The organism is Leptospira andrefontaineae (genome assembly GCF_004770105.1).
GTDB classification, from domain to species: Bacteria; Spirochaetota; Leptospiria; order Leptospirales; family Leptospiraceae; genus Leptospira_B; species Leptospira_B andrefontaineae.
This window is the reverse complement of sequence record NZ_RQEY01000010.1, coordinates 121,358-140,084: the sequence shown is the minus strand read 5'-3', so window position 1 is coordinate 140,084 and position 18,727 is coordinate 121,358. Positions and strand designations below refer to the sequence as shown.

At 42.1% G+C, this 18,727-nt stretch carries 19 protein-coding genes; 18 read left to right on the top strand and 1 reads right to left on the bottom strand.

Annotation, left to right across the window (positions count from 1 at the left end):
- Nucleotides 1-13 precede the first annotated feature (13 nt).
- A complete protein-coding gene (carA, locus tag EHO65_RS05445; RefSeq protein ID WP_135773140.1) occupies nt 14-1,102 on the bottom strand; it encodes a glutamine-hydrolyzing carbamoyl-phosphate synthase small subunit in 1,089 nt (362 codons plus the stop codon).
- A gap of 346 nt (nt 1,103-1,448) precedes the next feature.
- Between carA and thrS the strand changes: the two genes are divergently transcribed.
- The 18 genes from thrS (at nt 1,449) to EHO65_RS05355 (ending at nt 18,717) form a co-directional block, all read left to right on the top strand.
- Nucleotides 1,449-3,422 carry a threonine--tRNA ligase gene (thrS, locus tag EHO65_RS05440; RefSeq protein WP_135773139.1) on the top strand — a complete coding sequence of 658 codons (1,974 nt, stop codon included), beginning with the start codon at nt 1,449-1,451 and terminating at the stop codon, nt 3,420-3,422.
- Nucleotides 3,423-3,515: 93 nt separating this feature from the next.
- Complete coding sequence (infC, locus tag EHO65_RS05435) at nt 3,516-4,064, top strand: translation initiation factor IF-3 (RefSeq protein WP_135773138.1); 549 nt, start codon at nt 3,516-3,518, stop codon at nt 4,062-4,064.
- 33 nt (nt 4,065-4,097) lie between these two features.
- Nucleotides 4,098-4,301 (top strand): 50S ribosomal protein L35, encoded by a 204-nt coding sequence (rpmI, locus tag EHO65_RS05430; RefSeq protein WP_010514334.1) that lies wholly within the window; start codon nt 4,098-4,100, stop codon nt 4,299-4,301.
- Nucleotides 4,301-4,654 (top strand): 50S ribosomal protein L20, encoded by a 354-nt coding sequence (rplT, locus tag EHO65_RS05425; RefSeq protein ID WP_008595819.1) that lies wholly within the window; start codon nt 4,301-4,303, stop codon nt 4,652-4,654. The genes rpmI and rplT overlap by 1 nt, the downstream gene beginning before the upstream one ends.
- 233 nt (nt 4,655-4,887) lie before the next feature.
- Complete coding sequence (locus EHO65_RS05420; protein WP_135773137.1) at nt 4,888-5,565, top strand: hypothetical protein; 678 nt, start codon at nt 4,888-4,890, stop codon at nt 5,563-5,565.
- A 5-nt stretch (nt 5,566-5,570) separates the two neighbouring features.
- The gene (locus EHO65_RS05415; protein WP_135773136.1) at nt 5,571-5,870 is read left to right on the top strand and encodes a cell division protein ZapA; all 300 of its coding nucleotides are present in this window, start codon (nt 5,571-5,573) and stop codon (nt 5,868-5,870) included.
- Between the two features lies 1 nt (nt 5,871).
- The gene (locus tag EHO65_RS05410; protein ID WP_135773135.1) at nt 5,872-6,459 is read left to right on the top strand and encodes a 5-formyltetrahydrofolate cyclo-ligase; all 588 of its coding nucleotides are present in this window, start codon (nt 5,872-5,874) and stop codon (nt 6,457-6,459) included.
- A gap of 114 nt (nt 6,460-6,573) precedes the next feature.
- The gene (locus tag EHO65_RS05405) at nt 6,574-7,059 is read left to right on the top strand and encodes a chemotaxis protein CheW (protein ID WP_411550349.1); all 486 of its coding nucleotides are present in this window, start codon (nt 6,574-6,576) and stop codon (nt 7,057-7,059) included.
- Nucleotides 7,060-10,212 (top strand): chemotaxis protein CheW, encoded by a 3,153-nt coding sequence (locus EHO65_RS05400; RefSeq protein ID WP_135773134.1) that lies wholly within the window; start codon nt 7,060-7,062, stop codon nt 10,210-10,212.
- Nucleotides 10,213-10,228: 16 nt separating this feature from the next.
- Nucleotides 10,229-11,311, top strand: a complete 1,083-nt coding sequence (locus EHO65_RS05395) for a protein-glutamate methylesterase/protein-glutamine glutaminase (RefSeq protein ID WP_135773133.1) — start codon at nt 10,229-10,231, stop codon at nt 11,309-11,311.
- 4 nt (nt 11,312-11,315) lie between these two features.
- On the top strand, nt 11,316-11,678 hold the full coding sequence (locus EHO65_RS05390; RefSeq protein ID WP_008594408.1) for a response regulator: 363 nt from the start codon (nt 11,316-11,318) through the stop codon (nt 11,676-11,678).
- A 4-nt stretch (nt 11,679-11,682) separates the two neighbouring features.
- Nucleotides 11,683-12,459, top strand: a complete 777-nt coding sequence (locus EHO65_RS05385; RefSeq protein WP_135628630.1) for a segregation and condensation protein A — start codon at nt 11,683-11,685, stop codon at nt 12,457-12,459.
- 5 nt (nt 12,460-12,464) lie between these two features.
- Complete coding sequence (scpB, locus tag EHO65_RS05380; RefSeq protein ID WP_411550350.1) at nt 12,465-13,004, top strand: SMC-Scp complex subunit ScpB; 540 nt, start codon at nt 12,465-12,467, stop codon at nt 13,002-13,004.
- Complete coding sequence (pheA, locus tag EHO65_RS05375) at nt 12,991-14,082, top strand: prephenate dehydratase (RefSeq protein WP_135773132.1); 1,092 nt, start codon at nt 12,991-12,993, stop codon at nt 14,080-14,082. The genes scpB and pheA overlap by 14 nt, the downstream gene beginning before the upstream one ends.
- Nucleotides 14,079-14,996 (top strand): prephenate dehydrogenase, encoded by a 918-nt coding sequence (locus tag EHO65_RS05370; RefSeq protein ID WP_135773131.1) that lies wholly within the window; start codon nt 14,079-14,081, stop codon nt 14,994-14,996. Before pheA ends, EHO65_RS05370 begins: the two co-directional genes overlap by 4 nt.
- The gene (gene aroA, locus EHO65_RS05365; protein ID WP_135773130.1) at nt 14,977-16,293 is read left to right on the top strand and encodes a 3-phosphoshikimate 1-carboxyvinyltransferase; all 1,317 of its coding nucleotides are present in this window, start codon (nt 14,977-14,979) and stop codon (nt 16,291-16,293) included. The genes EHO65_RS05370 and aroA overlap by 20 nt, the downstream gene beginning before the upstream one ends.
- Nucleotides 16,290-17,003, top strand: coding sequence for a (d)CMP kinase (gene cmk / locus EHO65_RS05360; protein ID WP_135773129.1), 714 nt, complete (start codon nt 16,290-16,292; stop codon nt 17,001-17,003). Before aroA ends, cmk begins: the two co-directional genes overlap by 4 nt.
- On the top strand, nt 16,993-18,717 hold the full coding sequence (locus EHO65_RS05355; protein WP_279632286.1) for a 30S ribosomal protein S1: 1,725 nt from the start codon (nt 16,993-16,995) through the stop codon (nt 18,715-18,717). The genes cmk and EHO65_RS05355 overlap by 11 nt, the downstream gene beginning before the upstream one ends.
- Nucleotides 18,718-18,727: the final 10 nt, after the last annotated feature.

Below are 18,727 nucleotides of genomic sequence, written 5' to 3'. Positions count from 1 at the left end.
CACGGCTGGAGCTTTACTTCTTCTTAGTTGAATCCACTAAATCGTAGAATTTCTGAAATAAGTATCTACTGTCATTCGGACCTGGAGAACTTTCCGGATGGTATTGGACCGACAGAAGAGGATAACCTGATTTCAAAATACCTTCTACAGTATCGTCGTTTAGATTGATAAAAGAAATCGGTTCTTTTTCGGAAGTTTCCGCAACCACAGCAAAGCCATGGTTCTGAGAAGTAATCTCCACTCTACCGGTCTCCAAACTTTTTACAGGTTGGTTTCCGCCTCTATGGCCGAATTTCATTTTTTCAGTTTTCTTACCTAAGGTTAGGCCAATGATCTGATGGCCTAGGCAGATTCCGAAAAGAGGATAATTATTTTCTAATATGGCTTTTGTAGAATCGATTGCGTAAGTACAAGCTGCTGGATCTCCAGGACCATTCGAAAGGAAGAAAGCATCTACGCCATCTTTCATAATTTCAGAAGCGGGAGTTTGAGCAGGGTAAACAGAAACTGCAAAACCTGCCGAGTCTAAGAGGCGAAGGATATTTGTCTTCACGCCATAATCATAAACTGCTAGTTTATATTTTTTTCCTGAGCCAGATCCGAACTCGTATTTTTTATCAGTAGTGACAACCTTCGCGAGGTCTGCGTCTGCGATCCCCGGGAACTTCTTCACCTGTGCTAAAAAAGAATCAGAGTATTCATTTGCGACAAAGATCCCTCCGTTAGGAGCTCCATTTGTGCGGATGAATCGGGTCAACTTTCGAGTGTCGATCCCTTGGATCCCTGGAATTTTATAATCTTTTAGAAATTGAGATAATGTCTTTTGGGCCTTGAAGTTGGAAGGACGATCCACATATTCTTTCACGATCATTCCGGCCGCTTGGATCTTTCCGGATTCCATATTTTCCGGATGGATACCGTAGTTTCCGATCATCGGGTAGGTGAGAGTTACAATTTGATTGGCGTAGGAAGGGTCAGTCAGAATTTCCTGGTAACCCGCCATAGAAGTATTAAAGACGATTTCCCCAACGGACTGGGTTTCGTAGCCGAAGGATTCACCTTCGTATACGTCCCCGTTTTCTAAAACCAAGAACGCTTTCATTAAGGACAGGCTTTCGCAGCGAAGGCAAGGGTCAAGTGGAATCACCCAGAATTTTGTAGGAACTCCAACAAGTTCATAAAGCAAAGTTGGGCGGCTCCTCGCGATGCTTCGGACCAGGCTGCTACAGGCTCGGGCATTCGCCCTCGTCACTTCGTGACAAGCCCTTCGCATCCTTTCCGCAGCGACAATCTTTGTGAGCTCCGTGCCTTTGCGTGAACCAAAAAAAGAAGTTTCACGCGAAGCCGCAAAGCTAAGAAGATTTTGGATATCCGATTGAAGAATCTTTTCCCCTTCGCGGCTTTGCGTGCCCCATGATTGCTTGCGAAAAAAACCGCGTATCGACGGAATGGAAGCAGGGGTAGCTGTGGCAGTTCAAAATCAGTCAGTCAAATTTATCTTACCGGATGGAAGTTCTAAAGAAGTATCCTCCGGTTCCTCATATAAGGATTTTATAGAATCCCAACTTCCGTTCTTAAAGAACAAGGCGTTAGCAGTCCGCTTGGATGGCACAAACGTTTTGGATTTGAGCCGGACCATTGATTCCACAACCACCCCAAACACCACACCTAAATTGGAAGTTTTGACCTTCCAAGACAAAGAAGGTTGGGAGACCTTCCAGCATTCCGCGGCTCACTTGCTCGGGATGGCGGTCCAGAATTTATATAAAGATGCAAAATTAACAGTTGGTCCTGTGATCGAAAACGGACCCGGGTTCTTCTATTACGATATCGATTTTACCGAAACCGTGATCACTCCTGAAGATTTTCCAAAGATTGAAGCGGAGATGAAGAAGATCGTAGATAATGACCACGAAGTTTTTCGCAAAGTTTGGGACAAAAAGGAAGCGATCTCCGTTTTCGAAAAAATGGGAGAGACCTATAAGGTAGAGATCGTTGGCCAAATTCCTGACGACAAAGTTTCTATCTACGGAATGGGGGAATGGTTCGACCTTTGTAGAGGACCTCATATTCCTCGCTCCGGATTTCTGAAAGCATTCAAGTTGACTGCACTTTCCGGAGCTTACTGGAAAGCGGACAAAAACAATCGTATGCTCACCCGAATTTACGGGATCGCATTCCCAAGTAAAAAGGAATTGGACGAGTATGTTTTCCAACTGGAAGAGGCTAAGAAGAGAGATCACAGAAAGATTGGAAAGGAAATGGATCTATTCTCTTTCCAACCGGAGGCTCCTGGTTTTCCTTTCTGGCATCCCAAGGGAACTACTCTTTGGAATGCATTAGCGGATTATATTCGTAAAGAATGTGCTAAGCGTGGGTACCAAGAGATCAAAACTCCTGCAGTTCTTTCTTCGGAGTTATGGAGAAGAAGCGGTCACTGGGATAACTTCAACGAGAATATGTATTTCGTTGATATCGACGAAGAAGAATTCGCGATCAAGCCGATGAATTGTCCTGGTTGTAGTTTGATCTATAAACACCATCTTCATTCTTATAGAGAACTTCCTCTTAGATTTGCTGAATTAGGAAGTGTGCATCGTCACGAGTTGCACGGGGTTCTTCATGGACTTTTTAGAGTAAGAGCATTCACTCAAGACGACGCACATATCTATGCACCTTTGGAATATCTGGAAGCAGAAGTGCTGGATATCATCGACTTCACTTTTAATGTGTATAAGAAGTTCGGATTCCAAGAATTTAAAACTTATATCGCAACTCGTCCCGAAAAATCACAAGGAAAGGACGAAGATTGGGAATTTGCTACCAACGCTCTCAAGCAAGCTTTGGAAAAAAGAGGAATTCCCTACGCGATCAAAGAAGGGGAAGGTGCATTCTACGGACCTAAAATAGAATTCAATATCAAGGATTCTATTGGAAGAATGTGGCAATGCGGAACCGTTCAAATAGACTTCTCCATGCCGGATCGTTTCGAATTGGATTATACTGATTCTGATGGCGCCAAAAAAAGACCGGTCATGGTTCATAGAGCAATCTATGGTTCCTTAGAAAGATTTATCGGGATACTGATCGAACATTTCGAAGGTAAGTTTCCACTTTGGCTCTCTCCTAACCAGATACGTGTTCTAACCGTAACTGAAAATGTGCAGGAATACGGATCCGAGATCTTAAAAAATCTGATCGATTCCGGTTTTAGGGCAGAAGGGGATTTCCGAAATGAGAAGATCGGCGCAAAGATCCGAGATTCTATCCTGAAAAAGGCAAATTACCTTCTGGTATTGGGCCAAAAAGAGAAGGATTCCGGCACAGTTGCGGTTCGAAAACGAGGCTCAGAAGAAACAATTTCTATGTCTTATTCCGAGTTCCGCTCTTTACTGGAAAAGGAAGTCTCAGAAGGACTTTGAACTAAATTCTACTTGATGAACTAGGCTATCCGTAGAGAAAATCGCTTGAAAGCTAGCCTACTAGCCAAAAAATTGGAAAAAACCGGAGATTGAATGCAGAAGAGGCCTCAACCGAAACCCACCGATAAGCTATTTACTCATAGAATTAATGAGAAAATTACAGGGGTATCCCAAGTAAGATTGGTGTCGGATGACGGTGCAATGATCGTTTCTTTTGACGAAGCATTACGACGTGCTAAAGAAGAGAACTTGGATCTGGTAGAAGTATCCGGTGACCAAGAGATTCACGTCTGCAAGATCATCGATTACGGTAAATATAAGTTCGAACTACTTAAAAAGAGTAAGGAAGCTAAGAAGAAACAACACGTAATCAACGTGAAAGAAGTGAAGATCCGTCCAAGGATCGAACAACATGATTACGATATTAAAAGACGCCACGCAGTGGAGTTTCTTCAAAAAGGTGACAAAGTTAAAGTCAGCCTTCGCTTTCGCGGTCGTGAAATGATGCACTCCGAACTCGGGATGAACGTAGTCAATCGAATGGTAGAAGATTTGAAATCGGTCGGTACTCCGGAAAGAGAACCAGTGTTAGACGGCCGCCAAATCGTTGTAGTTATCACACCTCTTGCTGCAAAGCAATAGAGTAAATATTCAGGAATTATCGAGGTAGGGGAAATGCCTAAGCTTAAAACAAATAGAGCCGCAGCTAAACGGTTCAAGTTTTCCAAAAATAATAAAATAAAACGGAAGAGTATGAACACCCGTCACATTCTTACCAAAAAAGGACCTAAAAGACGTCGTCGTCTTAGAGGAATGACCTTGGTAGTGGATGCGGATTGGAAAGCAATCGTTAGACTCATGCCTTACGGAGTTCGATAATGCCACGCGCAACAAACGGAACCATACACAAGAATCGTCGTAAAAAAATCCTAAAAACCGCAAAAGGTTTTAGAGGAGCAAGATCCAAACTTTACAGAACTGCGAAATCCGCAGTAATGAAAGCGGGTCAGTGGGCGTATAGAGACAGAAGAGCAAAAAAACGTGATTTCCGCAAACTTTGGATTATCCGTATCAATGCTGCTGCTCGCGAAGCTGGACTTTCTTATTCTCAATTCATGTACGGATTGAAAAAAGCCAATATTTCTTTGGATAGAAAAGCCCTGGCCGAACTTGCGTTTAGCGACAAAGAAACTTTCAACGCTCTGGTTGAAAAAATCAAGGTAGCGGCGTAATCAATATTCGCCCTTAGGAGGGTCCGGATTTTCGGATCTTCCCGCCTGAAAAAGCCCGTAATTCTACGGGCTTTCTTTGTTTTTAGAAAAAAAGGTTTTTCTCTTTTTGAGAAAGATGAAAAATGGGATGGATTTTGCCGAATAGGCAGGTCTCAAATATTTAGGCGGAATTTCGCTCTAAGTGTAATTTTACAAAATAAACCACTCCAACTAAGGAGAACGAGGTTCGCACTATGTTAACTATGGAGACAATTGAGGAGCTCGAGAGTAAAGTCCTAAAAGCACTCGAACTCATTAGCGACCTTCGGGCGGAAAACGGTCGCCTGGAAACAGAAAACGAATCTCTCCGCGCGGAAAACGACCAGATGAAACTGGCGATGGAAGAGAAAGAAAAAGAGCTTTCTTCTCTCCGCGAACAACTCCAAAAAGCAAACGCAGAGTTGGAAGGAATCAAAGAAAGAGAACGTGCACTCGAAGCTAAGATCAATCAGCTTTTGGGACGTTTGGATGGTCTTCCTGCTTCCGGCAGCGGATCCTCATCTTCTTCTTCACCTAAGCCTAGTTCAAGTTCTTCTTTTGCTACTGGTGCTGCAGCTGGTGCAGTTGCAGGAGCGGCGGCAGCTTCTGCTGCTCCATCCGTAGTCAGAGATTCTTCCGAGGAAGATTTTAACGAAGACGATGAGATCATTCTTCTAGACGACGAAGACGATGATATTTCTGTTCTAACTGAATCTTCGGATTCTTCCGGAGGAGATGACGAGATTATCATCACTGATGAACCTATCGACGACTTCAGTCCTGTTTCTGCTGACGATGATGATATCATTATCGAAGATGATGATGACGCGATCAGCGTTTTCGATGCGGATGAAGACGACGACTTCTTAGTCATCGAAGACGATCCTAAGTAATTTTTATGAGTGAAAGAGTCAAAGCTCGTATACTGGGCGACGACTATACCATTGTAGGCGATACCGATCCGGAATACATCCATAGGCTCGCCGAATTGGTAGACCGAAAAATCCGTGAGTTACAATTGGGAATGCCTAATGCACCTAAATTGAAACTCGCGGTGCTCGCTGCTTTAAACTTCGCAGACGAATTGGAACAATCCAAAAACAAAACCGACGAATCAGGACCTTCTTCTCCGGAAGCGGAAGAGAAGACTAAAAAATTGATCACTCTTTTAGAAGAAGGTTTGATCGGAGATCTTTGATTTGGTTTCTAAATCGGAAGCCAGAAAAAATATTAAATCTCTTCTCTTGGGAGTTCCTTCCAGGAAGGAAAAAGAAGAAAATATTCGCTCCAATCTTTTGAAATTTCTGAGACATAGCTCATCTTCTCCCCAATTAAAAATCATCTCCTATGTTGCTGATGATTTTGAGATTTCTCCTTTTCTACCGTTAGGTCCTTCTTTACAGTTAGGAAGTTTCGGTTTGGACATATTTTTTCCAAAAGTAACAAATTCAGGACTTGAATTCAGATCAGGTTTAGGATTTTCCTCGGGTGCATTTGGCATTTTAGAACCAACCGGAGAAGGTTTATTAAAACCGGAAGATGCAGACTGGATTATCGTGCCCGCCTTGGGTTGGAATGGGGAGGGGGCAAGGCTTGGTAGGGGGAAAGGTTTTTATGATCGTTCTCTAAAGGATATACTTTCCGAAAAAATGATTGGCCTTTCTTTTGAGGACCTATACCCTTGCGATTTTTCTGAGGAGCCCCATGATCTAAAAGCAGGTACTGTGATTACAGAGAAAAAAAACCATTGCTTTCCCGGTAAAATGGGAGAAAAATCAGTCGGATAATTCGATAGGGAGTTTCTTTTTCAGGGGGCTCCGTGTCGACAATGTACTAAGCCGGAAACTTGTGCCCAAAGTTTCCGTTTTGAAAGAGTAAGTGGCGGAGAACCGGTGAAAACCATAGATAAAAACAACCACGCGGAACAAAACCAAGAAGAGAAAGAGCTGGATACTATCCAGGAATTTCTCACATTCGAAGTGGATAAGGAAATTTTCGGGATCGATATTCTTTATATCCACGAGATCCTAAAACCGGTGCCTATTACAAGAATTCCTAATGTAGAAGGTTTTATATTAGGGGTGATCAACTTAAGAGGTGAGATCATTCCGATCATGGATCTGAAGGAACTTTTCGGATTAGGTTTTTGTGATATTCTTCCTTCCACTCGGATCATTGTAGTTGTCACTGGAGAAAAAAGGGCAGGTCTCCTAGTTGACTCGGTAAAACAAGTTGTTAAGATCCGGAAAGACAAGGTCAGTCAAGCAGACGAAGACCTGAGTGTAAATTATAGCGAACTTATAGAATCAGTCAGCCAGTTCGAAGAATCTCTTATCCTAAACTTGAATCTTTCCAAGGTAATGGATTATGCAGGGGAGGAAGCGTAAATGGCAGGAGTACTTGGCGAATACACAGAACTCTTTTTGGAAGAGTCCGAAGACCAGATAGAAGAACTAAATGCGAACCTTCTAAAACTAGAAAAGGACCAGTCCAATCCTCAGACGATCAATGATATTTTCCGCGCGGCTCACTCTTTAAAAAGTTCTGCCGCTTTCGTTGGATTGTATAATCTTTCCGACCTCGCCCACAAGATGGAGAATCTTCTCCAAAGTATCCGAGATGGAAAACTTGCAGTTAATCTATCTCTGGTAAATCTACTATTCCAATGTTTTGATTTGATCAAGAATGTGATCGTGAATGTTGCTGCAGGTAAAAAAGTAGATACTCCTTATACGGAAATGATCCAACGATTGGAAGCTTACGAAAAAAATCCGGATGTTGCTTCTGCTCCGAGTTCCCAAGCAAGATCAGTTTCTCAATCCGCAACTCCAGTTGCAAAACAAGAAGAGATTCCCGGCAATGGAATTGATCTGGATGCGGATGACCAAAAAGAATTAGAAGAAATCCTTCGTAATGGTTCCGGAAAACCTTGGCTCTTAAAAGTGGGACTTAAAAAAGATTCCCCGATGAAAGGTTTACGTTATACTCTAATTGTTCAAAACCTGAAAAACTTGGGCCATGTATTCCGTACTAAACCAAGTGCAGAAGAATTGGAGAATGGAACCGAGGCACCGTATCTTTCTATTCTTATCGTAAGCTCTGAGTCTCAAGAAGAACTAACCAAAGCTGCTAATGTGGACATGGTGGAAAATCTGATGATCCAAGAGTTTAAGCTTAGCGGTTATTCCGAATCCGGAGCTTCTTCTTCCTACCAACTCGATGAGGAAGAAAGAAGTAGTGAGGCTAAAGTTACTTTAAAAAGTATTAAAGTATCTTCCGACAAACTGGATCAACTCATGAATAATGTGGGTGAGCTTGTGATCACTAACTCAGGCTTCCAGAAAATTTACGATGACCTTCTTCGCACATTTGGGGACGATCAGTTATTTAACGAACTCAAAGGTCGTATCGATCTGATCAATCGTATTTCTAAGGAACTTCAGTCCGGTATCATGAATATTCGGATGGTCCCGATTTCCACTGTCTTCCGTCGTTTCTCTCGTTTGGTCAGAGACCTTTCTTTGGAAACCGGAAAAACGGTGGATCTGGTCCTGAATGGAGAGTCCACCGAGTTGGACAAAAAAGTTATCGATGCATTGGGGGAACCACTTCTCCACTTGATCCGGAACTCTGTGGATCATGGTATCGAATCTCCGGAAGAAAGAAAAAGATTGGGAAAACCTGAAACCGGAATTGTAGAACTGAATGCTTACCAGGGCGGTAGCAATATTATGGTAGAGATCCGTGACGATGGTCGCGGACTGGATCTAGAAAAGATCCGCAAAAAAGCAATTGAGAAGGGGCTTGTTTCCGAAACCGACGCGGCTGCTTTAGAAGAAAGTGATATTTACCAATTCATCTTTGCTCCTGGTTTCTCCACTGCGGACAAGATCACCGATATTTCCGGTCGTGGTGTTGGGATGAATGTGGTCAATAGCCTCATCCAAGAATTCAAAGGCAAAATTCTGATCCAATCCCAGAAAGGATCCGGAACTTCATTTGTTCTATCTTTCCCTCAGGCGCTTGCAATCATTCCTTCAATTCTGATTGTAATGGAAGAAGAAGTGTATGCTTTCCCACTTTCGGAAGTGAACGAGACCATCAAGGTAAACAACGAACAGATCACTACTCTGGAAGGAAACGAGATCATCAATTTGAGAGGGGAGGTTCTTCCTATCTACAGATTGAATCGTATCTTGGGTCTTCAGGACAAAACAGACAGGGAAGAATTCCCAGTTGTTATCGTTCAATACAAGGGCCGCAAGTTAGGCTTCATGGTAGATGAACTTGTTGGAAAACACGAGACAGTCATCAAGTCTTTGGAGAAAAACTTCAAAAATATCAAAGGGCTTACCGGAGCTTCCATCATGGGAGACGGAACTATTATCATGGTCTTAGATATTCCGGGACTTGTGGAATTTGCCGCCGAGTTGGAAGAGAATGCAAGATACGTGAACTATCATCTGGAAACGATGAAACGTATCAGTACGATCCGAACTATCGAAACGGAAGAAGAGAAGTATATCCAAAAAACTTCCAACCCTACTAACGTTTATAATCATAAATTACACGAGATTACTACTCGTGAAAGAGAACGTCGCAAGAAGAGCGAACGTAAAAAATCGGAAGAATCCAAAAAGGTAATTGTAGCGAAAGAAGAACTCGAGAGAGAAATTTCTTCCACTCCGATCAAGACCACTATGGAGATCCGTCCTTCCGAGGATAAGCTCATCACTTCCACTGAAACTCCTTCCGAACTTTCTTCCAATACTGCGGTTCTGGAAAGACCTGCTGCTAAAAAAGAAGGAATGGAAGAGGCTTACAGATCCCATATCAACGAATTGATCTCTGATTCTCCGGTTTCTGACGAAGAAAGAAAAAGAGCGGATCATATTATAGAAGGTTTCTTGGAGCAGAAAAAACAGAGAATGATGGCTGTTTCTCACTCTAAAGAATTCACAGGAAACCTGAGCAAGGAACAGATCAAAAAAATCGAATCCGTAGTTAATACCGGTATGATGAATGCCGGTATGGTACTTTCTCAGATCCTAAATAGGAACGTGGATCTGTTTATTCCTGAAATTATCATGAATGATAAAGAAGGTTTGGCTTCCGAGATCCGTTTCTCTGACGATAAATTCTACGGAATGAAGGTCAGAATGACCGGAGATCTGAACGGGAACATGCTTATGATGTTCTCCAGGGAAAATGCCAAAAATCTTGCCAGAGAACTTTTAGATTCTAATCCGATCGGAGATACTTTGGATGATGATACTCGAAGTGTACTGTCTGAGATCGCAAACATCGTTTGTGCCTCTGTTTTGAACTCTATTTCCAATAAGGCGAAAGTGGGCGTGATGCCGGATGTTCCGGAACTTGTGGAAGGAACCTTCCTCGAAGTTTTGGATGTTGTAAAACCGGAAAGAACTAAGTTCTTGAGCATGCTTACTGAATTTAATCATGAGGGAAACAACCTGTTAGGAGTACTTTTATTCCTTCCGGACTTCGATGAACTCATGGATTTGCTTCCGAAATTTTAAACACTAGGATTTTGTCGTGGTAGGAACTCCCGCGGACGGGTCGATTCGGGTCGTAATCATAGATGACTCTCTCTTGGTGCGAAATATTATTTCGGACCAGATCAAAAAAGAAAGTCGGATCCAAGTTATAGCTACCGGTAAAACCGGAGTGGATTGTATTGAACTTGCCACTAAGCTACGACCAGACCTTGTAATTTTAGATGTAGAGATGCCTGTGATGGATGGGCTAACTGCGCTCCAAGAACTGCAGAAACGGAAATTGGGTATTCCGGTAATGATGCTCTCCGTTCTAACACAACATGGAGCTGATGCAACTTTCAAAGCATTAGAATACGGAGCAATAGATTTCGTTCCTAAACCTTCTTCTAGTAATCAATTTAATCCGGAAGAAATCGGAACAGTTCTCAAAAATAGAATACTCGCTTATTTCGATAGCTTAAGACCAAGTCATGCGGGGCTTGATCCCAAAAAAATCGTAGAAACGGTCAAAAGTAAAATTTTCAAGGACGAAAAGAAAACCGTGGAAGCGGTTTGTATCGGGACATCAACCGGTGGTCCTAAGGCATTACAGACTGTTTTTTCTGATTTTCCGGAGAATTTTCATCTACCAATTTTCGTCGTACAACATATGCCTGTGGGTTTTACGAAAGCTTTTGCTTCTCGTTTAAATGATCACTCTAAAATTACAGTAAAGGAAGCCGAGGACGGAGAAGAAGTTCGTCCCGGAACAGGTTACGTGGCGCCGGGTGATGCACATTTGAAGATCGAATCTAAGGCAGGACGTAAATGGATTGCCTTAGGTAGGGAAGCGTTGGTAAATGGACACAGGCCCTCAGTCGAAGTTTTATTCGACAGCGCAATCCGGGAATACGGGAGCGCCTTAGTCGGTGTGATTATGACCGGCATGGGAAAAGATGGAGCGGCAGCGACTCTCAGAATGAGAGAGACTGGAGCTTCTACTGTTGCCCAAGACGAGGACAGCTCCGTGATCTTCGGAATGAATCGCCAAGCCATCGAAATGGGTGGGGTTCAGTTCGTAGAACCAGTAAGCGCAATAACATCAAGGATACTTTCCATTCTTAAAGAAAGGGGAAACTAAAATTATGGCCAGAATTCTCGTAGTAGACGATGCAAAATTCATGAGGACCATGGTGAAGGACGCACTCGTCGCCGGAGGGCATGAGATCGTCGGCGAGGCCGAAAACGGAAACATCGCTGTTGATCAGTACAAAGCGATCAAGCCGGACCTAGTCACCATGGATATCACCATGAGAGAAAAAGACGGGATCGAAGCAGCCCAGGAAATTTTTAAATTAGATCCGAAAGCACGTATCATTATGGTAACTGCTCTTGGTCAGGAAGAACTTCTTGCGAAAGCGATCAAGATGGGAGTGAAGGATTTCGTAGTAAAACCTTTCTCACCTGAAAGATTGCAACAGGCGGCAGAAAAAGCACTGAATTCATAAAGAGATGGAGAGAGAAAACGCCACACAATCCTTCGTAGTTCAATGGAACAATTCCGAAGGTGGTATTACGGAGGGACCTTTAAGTCTTCTCTGGTCTCTTATAGAAAGTTATAAGGTGGATATATTTGAAGTATCCCTTTCTCAAATCACCCAAGACTTTCTAAACTTCATTAAGATTTCTGCAAGTATTCATATAGACATGGGAGCGGAATACGCTCTTATGGCCGCTAATTTAGTTTATCTCAAATCTAAAGCATTATTACCCGATCCAGGTTTCGAAGAAGAAGATTATGATCCTCCTCTTCCACCCGAACTGGTCGAAAAACTTTTAGAACATAAAAAATTCCAATTAACCGCCCAAAAAATGGGGGATGTGGATAAGGTCCAAGCCGGAGTATTTTCCAGAGAGACCAATCAGGTTATAGACGAGTCCGAATCCTGGCTGGATCTAAGCCTTCTAGACCTGATCTCCGCATTTAACGAGATCTTGGAAAAACGGGAAGACGAAGCTGAGATTCCCGCTTTACTTACCGCGCCCCACCGGTATTCTGTCGAAGAAAAGATGGGTACCATTTCCGAACTGCTCGTCGAACGTTCGGATATCTCCTTTGAAGAATTGTTTTCTACGGTCAAGCCGGAGAAAGCCGAGATAGTAGCCGTCTTTCTGGCAATGTTGGAGCTCTGCAAACAGAGAATTGTATCCATCCGCCAGCATAAAACTTTCGGCGAAATCCGTATATTCTTGGTGGGAGAACCGTGGAACGCGACAAAGCCGGCTTAAAAGGACTGATAGAAGCGCTGCTTTTCCTTTCCGGAGAGCCGCTTAAACTAGCCAGTATCGCAAAATCCATAGACTGCGAAAAACAGGAAGCTCGTGATATATTAGACGAGCTGATCTTGGACTACCAAGAGAAGGACGGAGGATTCGTTCTTAGAGAGATCGCAGGTGCTTATCAATTTTCTACGAACGAAAAATATTCTGAAATTTTAGCAAGGCTCTTCAAAGAGAAGAAGAGAGAACAACTTTCACGTTCCAGTTTGGATACTTTAGCGATCATCGCTTATAAACAGCCTATCACATTATCTGAAATTGATGATATTCGCGGAGTTTCTTCCAGAGCGATGGTAACTTCTCTCATATCTAAAAAACTGGTTAAACCGGTTGGTAATAAAGAAGTTCCTGGAAGACCGGCTTTGTATGGAACTACGAAAGATTTTTTAATACATTTCGGATTAAATAAACTGACCGATTTACCCGCACCTGTGGAAGTGAAGGAATTAAAATTCGAAAACCTGGATGATTTGATAGAGAATGGCCAAGAATAACGACAAACTGAAAGAGTTCCGGGACAAGATAGATTCCCTGGACAAAGAAATCGTAAAGGCTATCCAGGCCAGGGCGGAGATTGCCTCCGAGATCGGAGAGATTAAAAGAGAGAATAACGAACCTATCTATCGCCCTGATAGAGAGAAGGACGTTTACGAAAAAATCCTTGGACTGAATGGAGGACCACTTCCGGACAAGGTATTAATTGCAATTTATAGAGAGATCATGTCCGGCTCCTTCTCCGTGGAGAAGGGTTTAAAGATCGGTTATCTAGGACCGGAAGGATCTTTTTCTCACCAAGCAGTTCGTGCAAGATTCGGAACTTCTGTTGAGGCTACCGAATTTCCTTCTATTCCGGAAGTGTTCCGCGCGGTGGAAACTGATAAAGCGGATTACGGAGTTGTTCCTGTGGAAAATTCTTCCGAAGGACTTGTGAACTCTACTTTGGATCAGTTCTTAGTTTCTGATCTAAATATTTATTCTGAAATTTATCTTAAGATACATTTGAATCTTTTAGGATACGAACATGATCTTTCTAAGATCAAAACCTTATACGGGATCAAGATCGCAAACTCTCAGTGCCGAAATTGGATCGCTGCGAACCTCCCTCATGTAGAAGTTTCGGAAACTCCTTCTACTTCTAGGGCGGCAAGTATTGTTGCGGAGAAGAAAGAAGCATGTGCTGCAGTAGCTTCTTCTATCGCTGCTGAAATTTACGGTTTGGATCTAGTTCGAGAGTCGATTGAAGATATGTCGGACAATACCACCAGATTTTTGATCATCGGTAAAAACCAATGTCCTCCGACCGGAAACGACAAGACCTCTGTAGTATTCTCGATCCCGGATAAACCGGGATCTTTATACAAAGTATTAAGACCTATCTTTGATAAAGGTATCAATATGACCAAGATAGAGTCCAGGCCTACGCGCAGGACTTCTTGGGAGTATAATTTCTTCATAGATTTCTTAGGTCATAAAAAGGATCCTCAGATAGAAGAGGTCCTAAACGTATTAAAAGAAAATACAATCTATCTCAGGATTTTGGGATCTTATCCGATCTCTCCACCTAACCCGTGAAAACCGATTTTTCTAAAATCCTGATTTACGGCCTGGGAATGATGGGTGCCTCCCTTTCCTTGGCCTTACGAAAAAAGAACTCTTCTGCAGAGATTGTGGGAGTGGTAGGATCTCCTTCCAGTAAGGAGAAGGGGATCCGTCTTAAATCAGCTGATAAAATTTTTACTTCGGATGAATTTTCCAAATCCCCAGATTGGGAATCATACGATCTAATCGTTTTCGGAGTTCCGGTAGATACTACCGTAACAGTGATCTCAAAACTCCCTTCCGGATTCAAAGGTCTTTTGACTGATATGGGTTCCACTAAACAAGAGATCGTTCATGCAGTGGAATCAGTTCTTACCGGAGAACATAGATATATTTCTTCTCATCCAATGTGTGGTTCTGAGGAATCAGGTTTAGAATTTGCAAATGTAGATCTGTATGAAAACAGACTTTGTATCCTGACTAAACCAAAAGGTGCTACTGATGAAGCATATTCTAAGATAGAAAATTTTTGGAAATTCCTTGGAATGTCCACCACTGAAATTCCTGCACATGATCATGATAAGATCCTGTCCTATGTTTCTCATGTTCCTCATTTGATCTCTTCTCTTATGACAAATTGGGTCTGGGAAAACGGGTGTGTAAGGGAATTTACCCAAAATTCCCCTTTGCCTTTGACGGGTGGGGGATTCAGGGATATGACTCGGATTGCAGGTTCTAATCCTAAAATGTGGTCACCTATCTTTTCTTCAAACCAAGAGGAGATCTATAAGGCACTTTTGGATTATAAGGATCGATTGGATAAACTCCTTTCAGAATTAAACCCAGAAAAGCCGCTCGACCTAAAACATTGGGAGTCCTTCATGGAAAAATCTCGTATAGATAGGGACGCAATTTTAAAAAAACAAAATGATTCCAAGAATCCTTAAATCTTCCGGAAGAGAGATCACAGTTCCGGGAGATAAATCTCTTTCTCATAGAAGCGTATTATTCTCCGTATTATCCAAAGGGACCTCTCATGTTTCCGGGTTTTTAGAAGCAGAAGACCCCTTGAATACAATGAAAGCTTTCACTCAGCTCGGTTTGAAAGTGGAGAAGATCTCAAAAGGAGAATATGTTTTTACTAGTCCAGGTAAACAATCCCTTCAATCTCCTAAAGACGTTTTGGATTTCGGGAATGCAGGAACTGGGATCAGATTATCCGCCGGATTACTCTGCGGACTCCAAGGAATCAAGGCTACCTTAACTGGGGACCATTCACTTCAAAAAAGACCGATGTCCCGTATTATAAAACCTTTAAATTCTATGGGTGCTTCCATCTCCGGTAAGGATGATAAGGCTCCTTTGGAAATTATTGGAAAAAAACTTTCGAACTTCCATTATAAAAGTCCGATTGCTTCTGCTCAGGTGAAATCCTGTCTGATGTTAGCTGCTATGGCTTCTGAGACTTCATTGGAATACGAAGAAGATATTCTTTCCAGAGATCATACCGAGAATATGTTCCGGTTTTTGGGAAACAAGCTGACATATCTTTCTCCTACTCATTTTAAGATGGAGCCTCCTTATACATTCGAAGCAAAGGAGTTTAAGGTGCCTGGAGATATTTCCTCAGCAGCTTTTTTCTTAGTGCTTGGAGTTTTATTAAAAGAAGGTTCTGTTCTTGTAAAAAATGTGGGATTAAATCCTTCTCGCATCGGAATTCTTCATGCACTGGAAGCAATGGGCGCAAAAATTTTGGTCCATAATAAGAGAATAGAATGTGGGGAACCTGTAGGAGATCTGGAAGCGGTCTCTTCTAATTTACGTTTTTCTGAAATTAAAGAAGAATGGATCCCTTCTCTTATTGATGAGATTCCAATCCTGACGATCGCAGGTCTATTTGCAAAAGGTGGATTTATCATTCGTCATGCGGAAGAATTACGTGCAAAAGAATCGGATCGAATTTCCGCAATGGTAGAAAATCTTCGAAATTTAGGGATTACAGTTCACGAATATCCTGACGGATACGAGATCCCAGAAATTGGTTCCAGTGTAAATTCTTCCGAACTTTCTTCCTGGCTTTCCGGAAACTCAGTAGATATTTTTACTAAGATGGATCATAGGATCGCGATGAGTTTTATGATCTTAAAGGCAGTGAGCGGTTTGGAAATTCGTCCGGACGAAACTTCTTGGATCGAAACTTCTTTTCCCGGATTCGAATCTTTATTGGAAGGTTTTGTGCAATGACTGAAAACGTGATCGCATTAGATGGGCCTGCTGGAACTGGAAAGAGCACAGTGGCTCGCGAACTTTCTAAAAAACTTGGATTCGAATATTTGGATTCAGGAGCATTCTACCGTGCATTAACTCTTCATATTTATAAGATCTATAAATCCAAAAATTCTTCTATTTCCTTTTCGGATTGGTTGTCCGGTAAGGAGTTCCTACCACTTACCGAAGGTGTAAAAATTTTCTGCGAATTTTCAGAAACAGGGGAAAATCATATCTTCTTAAATGGAGAAGATGTTTCCGTTGAAATCAGAACTCCTGAGATCACAAGAGAGATCAAATACATCGCCGACAAAGCTGTATTCAGGGAATTCGTAAATTCTCAATTGAGAATGTTGTCTCAAACTCATCGATTGGTGATGGATGGTAGAGACATAGGTACCCATGTATTTCCGGACGCTCGTTACAAATTCTTTCTGACAGCTTCTTCCAGAGTTAGGGCCGAAAGAAGATATAATCAATTATTAGAGCAAGGTATTCGTTCTGATTTAGAAGAAATCGAAAAAGAGATCGTGATCCGTGACAAATCCGATACGGAAAGGGAAATCGCCCCTCTCCGGAAAGCGGAGGACGCAATCCTCATTGACACAGATAACCTGCCAAAAAATAGTGTAATTAGTAAGATCCTTGGGTGCCTAGACTCTGGCATTTATAACGATTCGCACTAATCCCAATCAAACACCGAGTATTTCAATCCGTATGAGTAGCCAACAAGACAAGTCCACTTTTGCAGAAGTTTTCAAACAGTGGGAAGAAAAGAAAAACGACGAAGCCGAAATTCGCAAAGACCAAGTGGTCGAAGGTAAAGTCGTATCCGTAGACAACGATAACGTCTATGTGGCAATCGAAGGATTGAAACAAGAGGGAAGAATTCCTCGCTCCGAGTTCGACGAAAAACCGGAACTTGGATCCATAGTCACTGCACTCGTAAAAAGAAAAGAGTCTACTGACTCTGGATGTATCCTTTCTAAAAAAGAAGCCGACCAAAGAAAAGGTTGGGAAGTTGTTAAAGACGCATTCAAAAATAATTACCAAGTCAGTGGACGTTTGGTAAATGAGATCAAAGGGAAAGGTTACATCGTTAACGTAGAAGGTTCTGAACTTTTCCTTCCAGCTTCTCAACTTAGTTATAAATTCTCCGATGGAGAAAATTACAAAGGTGTAGAACTCGATTTTAAAGTGATCGAGATCAACGAACGCACCCGTTCCGGAGTTGTTTCCAGAAAAAAACTTCTAGACGAAGTGAATAATGAGAAATGGGACGCTCTTGCTCTTAAAGTAAATGTTGGAGACAAAGTTAAAGCAACCGTTTCCAAAATTGCAAGCTTCGGAGTTTTCTGTGATCTGGAAGGAGTTGTAGGACTTCTCAGACAAAGAGATATCTCTTATAAAAAATTCGCACCATTCAAACAATACTTCACCATCGGACAAGAGATTGAACTTCAAATCCTTGAAATGGAGAAGGAGAACAACAAACTCGCATTAGGACTCAAACAACTGTATGAAGATCCTTGGGTTTGGGCAAAACGTTCCTTGGAAAAAGACATGGTCATCCGTGGAACCGTTACTTCTTTAACTAACTTTGGTGCATTCGTAGAACTAAAAGAAGGTTTAGAAGGTTTAATCCATACTTCTGAATTGACTTGGGCTAAAAAACCTCCTCATCCAAAAGAACTTCTGAAAAAAGGACAAGAGGTAGAAGCTCTTATCCTGGACATCGACTTCGAAAGCAGAAGATTATCTTTAGGTTTAAAACAACTTCAACCGAATCCTTGGGATGCTTTAGGTCCTGAAGTTAGAGTTGGAAATGTTCTGACCGGAAAAGTTACAGGTATTACTAAATACGGCGCATTCGTTGAAGTGGAAAACGGCATCGAAGGTCTGATCCACATCAGCGATATCACTTGGGATGAAAAACAAAAGAACCCAACTTCTCTACTTAAAAAAGGAGAAGAGGTTAAATATATTATCCTAGATATCAATTTTGATGCTCAAAGAATTTCCTGCGGGTTAAAACAACTGCAAGAGCATCCTTACGAAGCATTAAGAAATCGTTATCCTATCGGTTCAGTTGTTCAAGGAAAGATCAAAAGTATCGTTGATTTCGGTATGTTCGTAGAGATCGAACCTGGTTTCGAAGGACTGGTTCATATCTCCGAGATCCCTGGTGGAAAAGACACCAACTTGGCTGAATCTTATAAACCTGGCGATATCGTAAAATGTGCCGTAGTTAAGATCGATTCCAAAAACAAGAAGATCTCTCTGTCTATCAAGGATTTCGATAAAGCTTTAGAAAGAGAAGAGATGGCGAAGTATTTGAAAACTTCCGACACTCCTTCCAGAGAAAGTTTAGGCAGCTTTATCAATTCTTCCTTAAAATAAGGACGACTCT

Excerpts from the sequence above, each read along its gene's own strand:
- rplT (WP_008595819.1), top strand. The coding sequence starts at position 4,301 with ATGCCACGCGCAACAAACGGAACCATACACAAGAATCGTCGTAAAAAA.
- carA (WP_135773140.1), bottom strand. The coding sequence starts at position 1,102 with ATGAAAGCGTTCTTGGTTTTAGAAAACGGGGACGTATACGAAGGTGAA.
- cmk (WP_135773129.1), top strand. The coding sequence starts at position 16,290 with ATGACTGAAAACGTGATCGCATTAGATGGGCCTGCTGGAACTGGAAAG.
- infC (WP_135773138.1), top strand. The coding sequence starts at position 3,516 with ATGCAGAAGAGGCCTCAACCGAAACCCACCGATAAGCTATTTACTCAT.
- pheA (WP_135773132.1), top strand. The coding sequence starts at position 12,991 with ATGGCCAAGAATAACGACAAACTGAAAGAGTTCCGGGACAAGATAGAT.
- aroA (WP_135773130.1), top strand. The coding sequence starts at position 14,977 with ATGATTCCAAGAATCCTTAAATCTTCCGGAAGAGAGATCACAGTTCCG.
- EHO65_RS05390 (WP_008594408.1), top strand. The coding sequence starts at position 11,316 with ATGGCCAGAATTCTCGTAGTAGACGATGCAAAATTCATGAGGACCATG.
- thrS (WP_135773139.1), top strand. The coding sequence starts at position 1,449 with ATGGAAGCAGGGGTAGCTGTGGCAGTTCAAAATCAGTCAGTCAAATTT.
- EHO65_RS05400 (WP_135773134.1), top strand. The coding sequence starts at position 7,060 with ATGGCAGGAGTACTTGGCGAATACACAGAACTCTTTTTGGAAGAGTCC.
- rpmI (WP_010514334.1), top strand. The coding sequence starts at position 4,098 with ATGCCTAAGCTTAAAACAAATAGAGCCGCAGCTAAACGGTTCAAGTTT.
- EHO65_RS05385 (WP_135628630.1), top strand. The coding sequence starts at position 11,683 with ATGGAGAGAGAAAACGCCACACAATCCTTCGTAGTTCAATGGAACAAT.
- EHO65_RS05420 (WP_135773137.1), top strand. The coding sequence starts at position 4,888 with ATGTTAACTATGGAGACAATTGAGGAGCTCGAGAGTAAAGTCCTAAAA.
- EHO65_RS05415 (WP_135773136.1), top strand. The coding sequence starts at position 5,571 with ATGAGTGAAAGAGTCAAAGCTCGTATACTGGGCGACGACTATACCATT.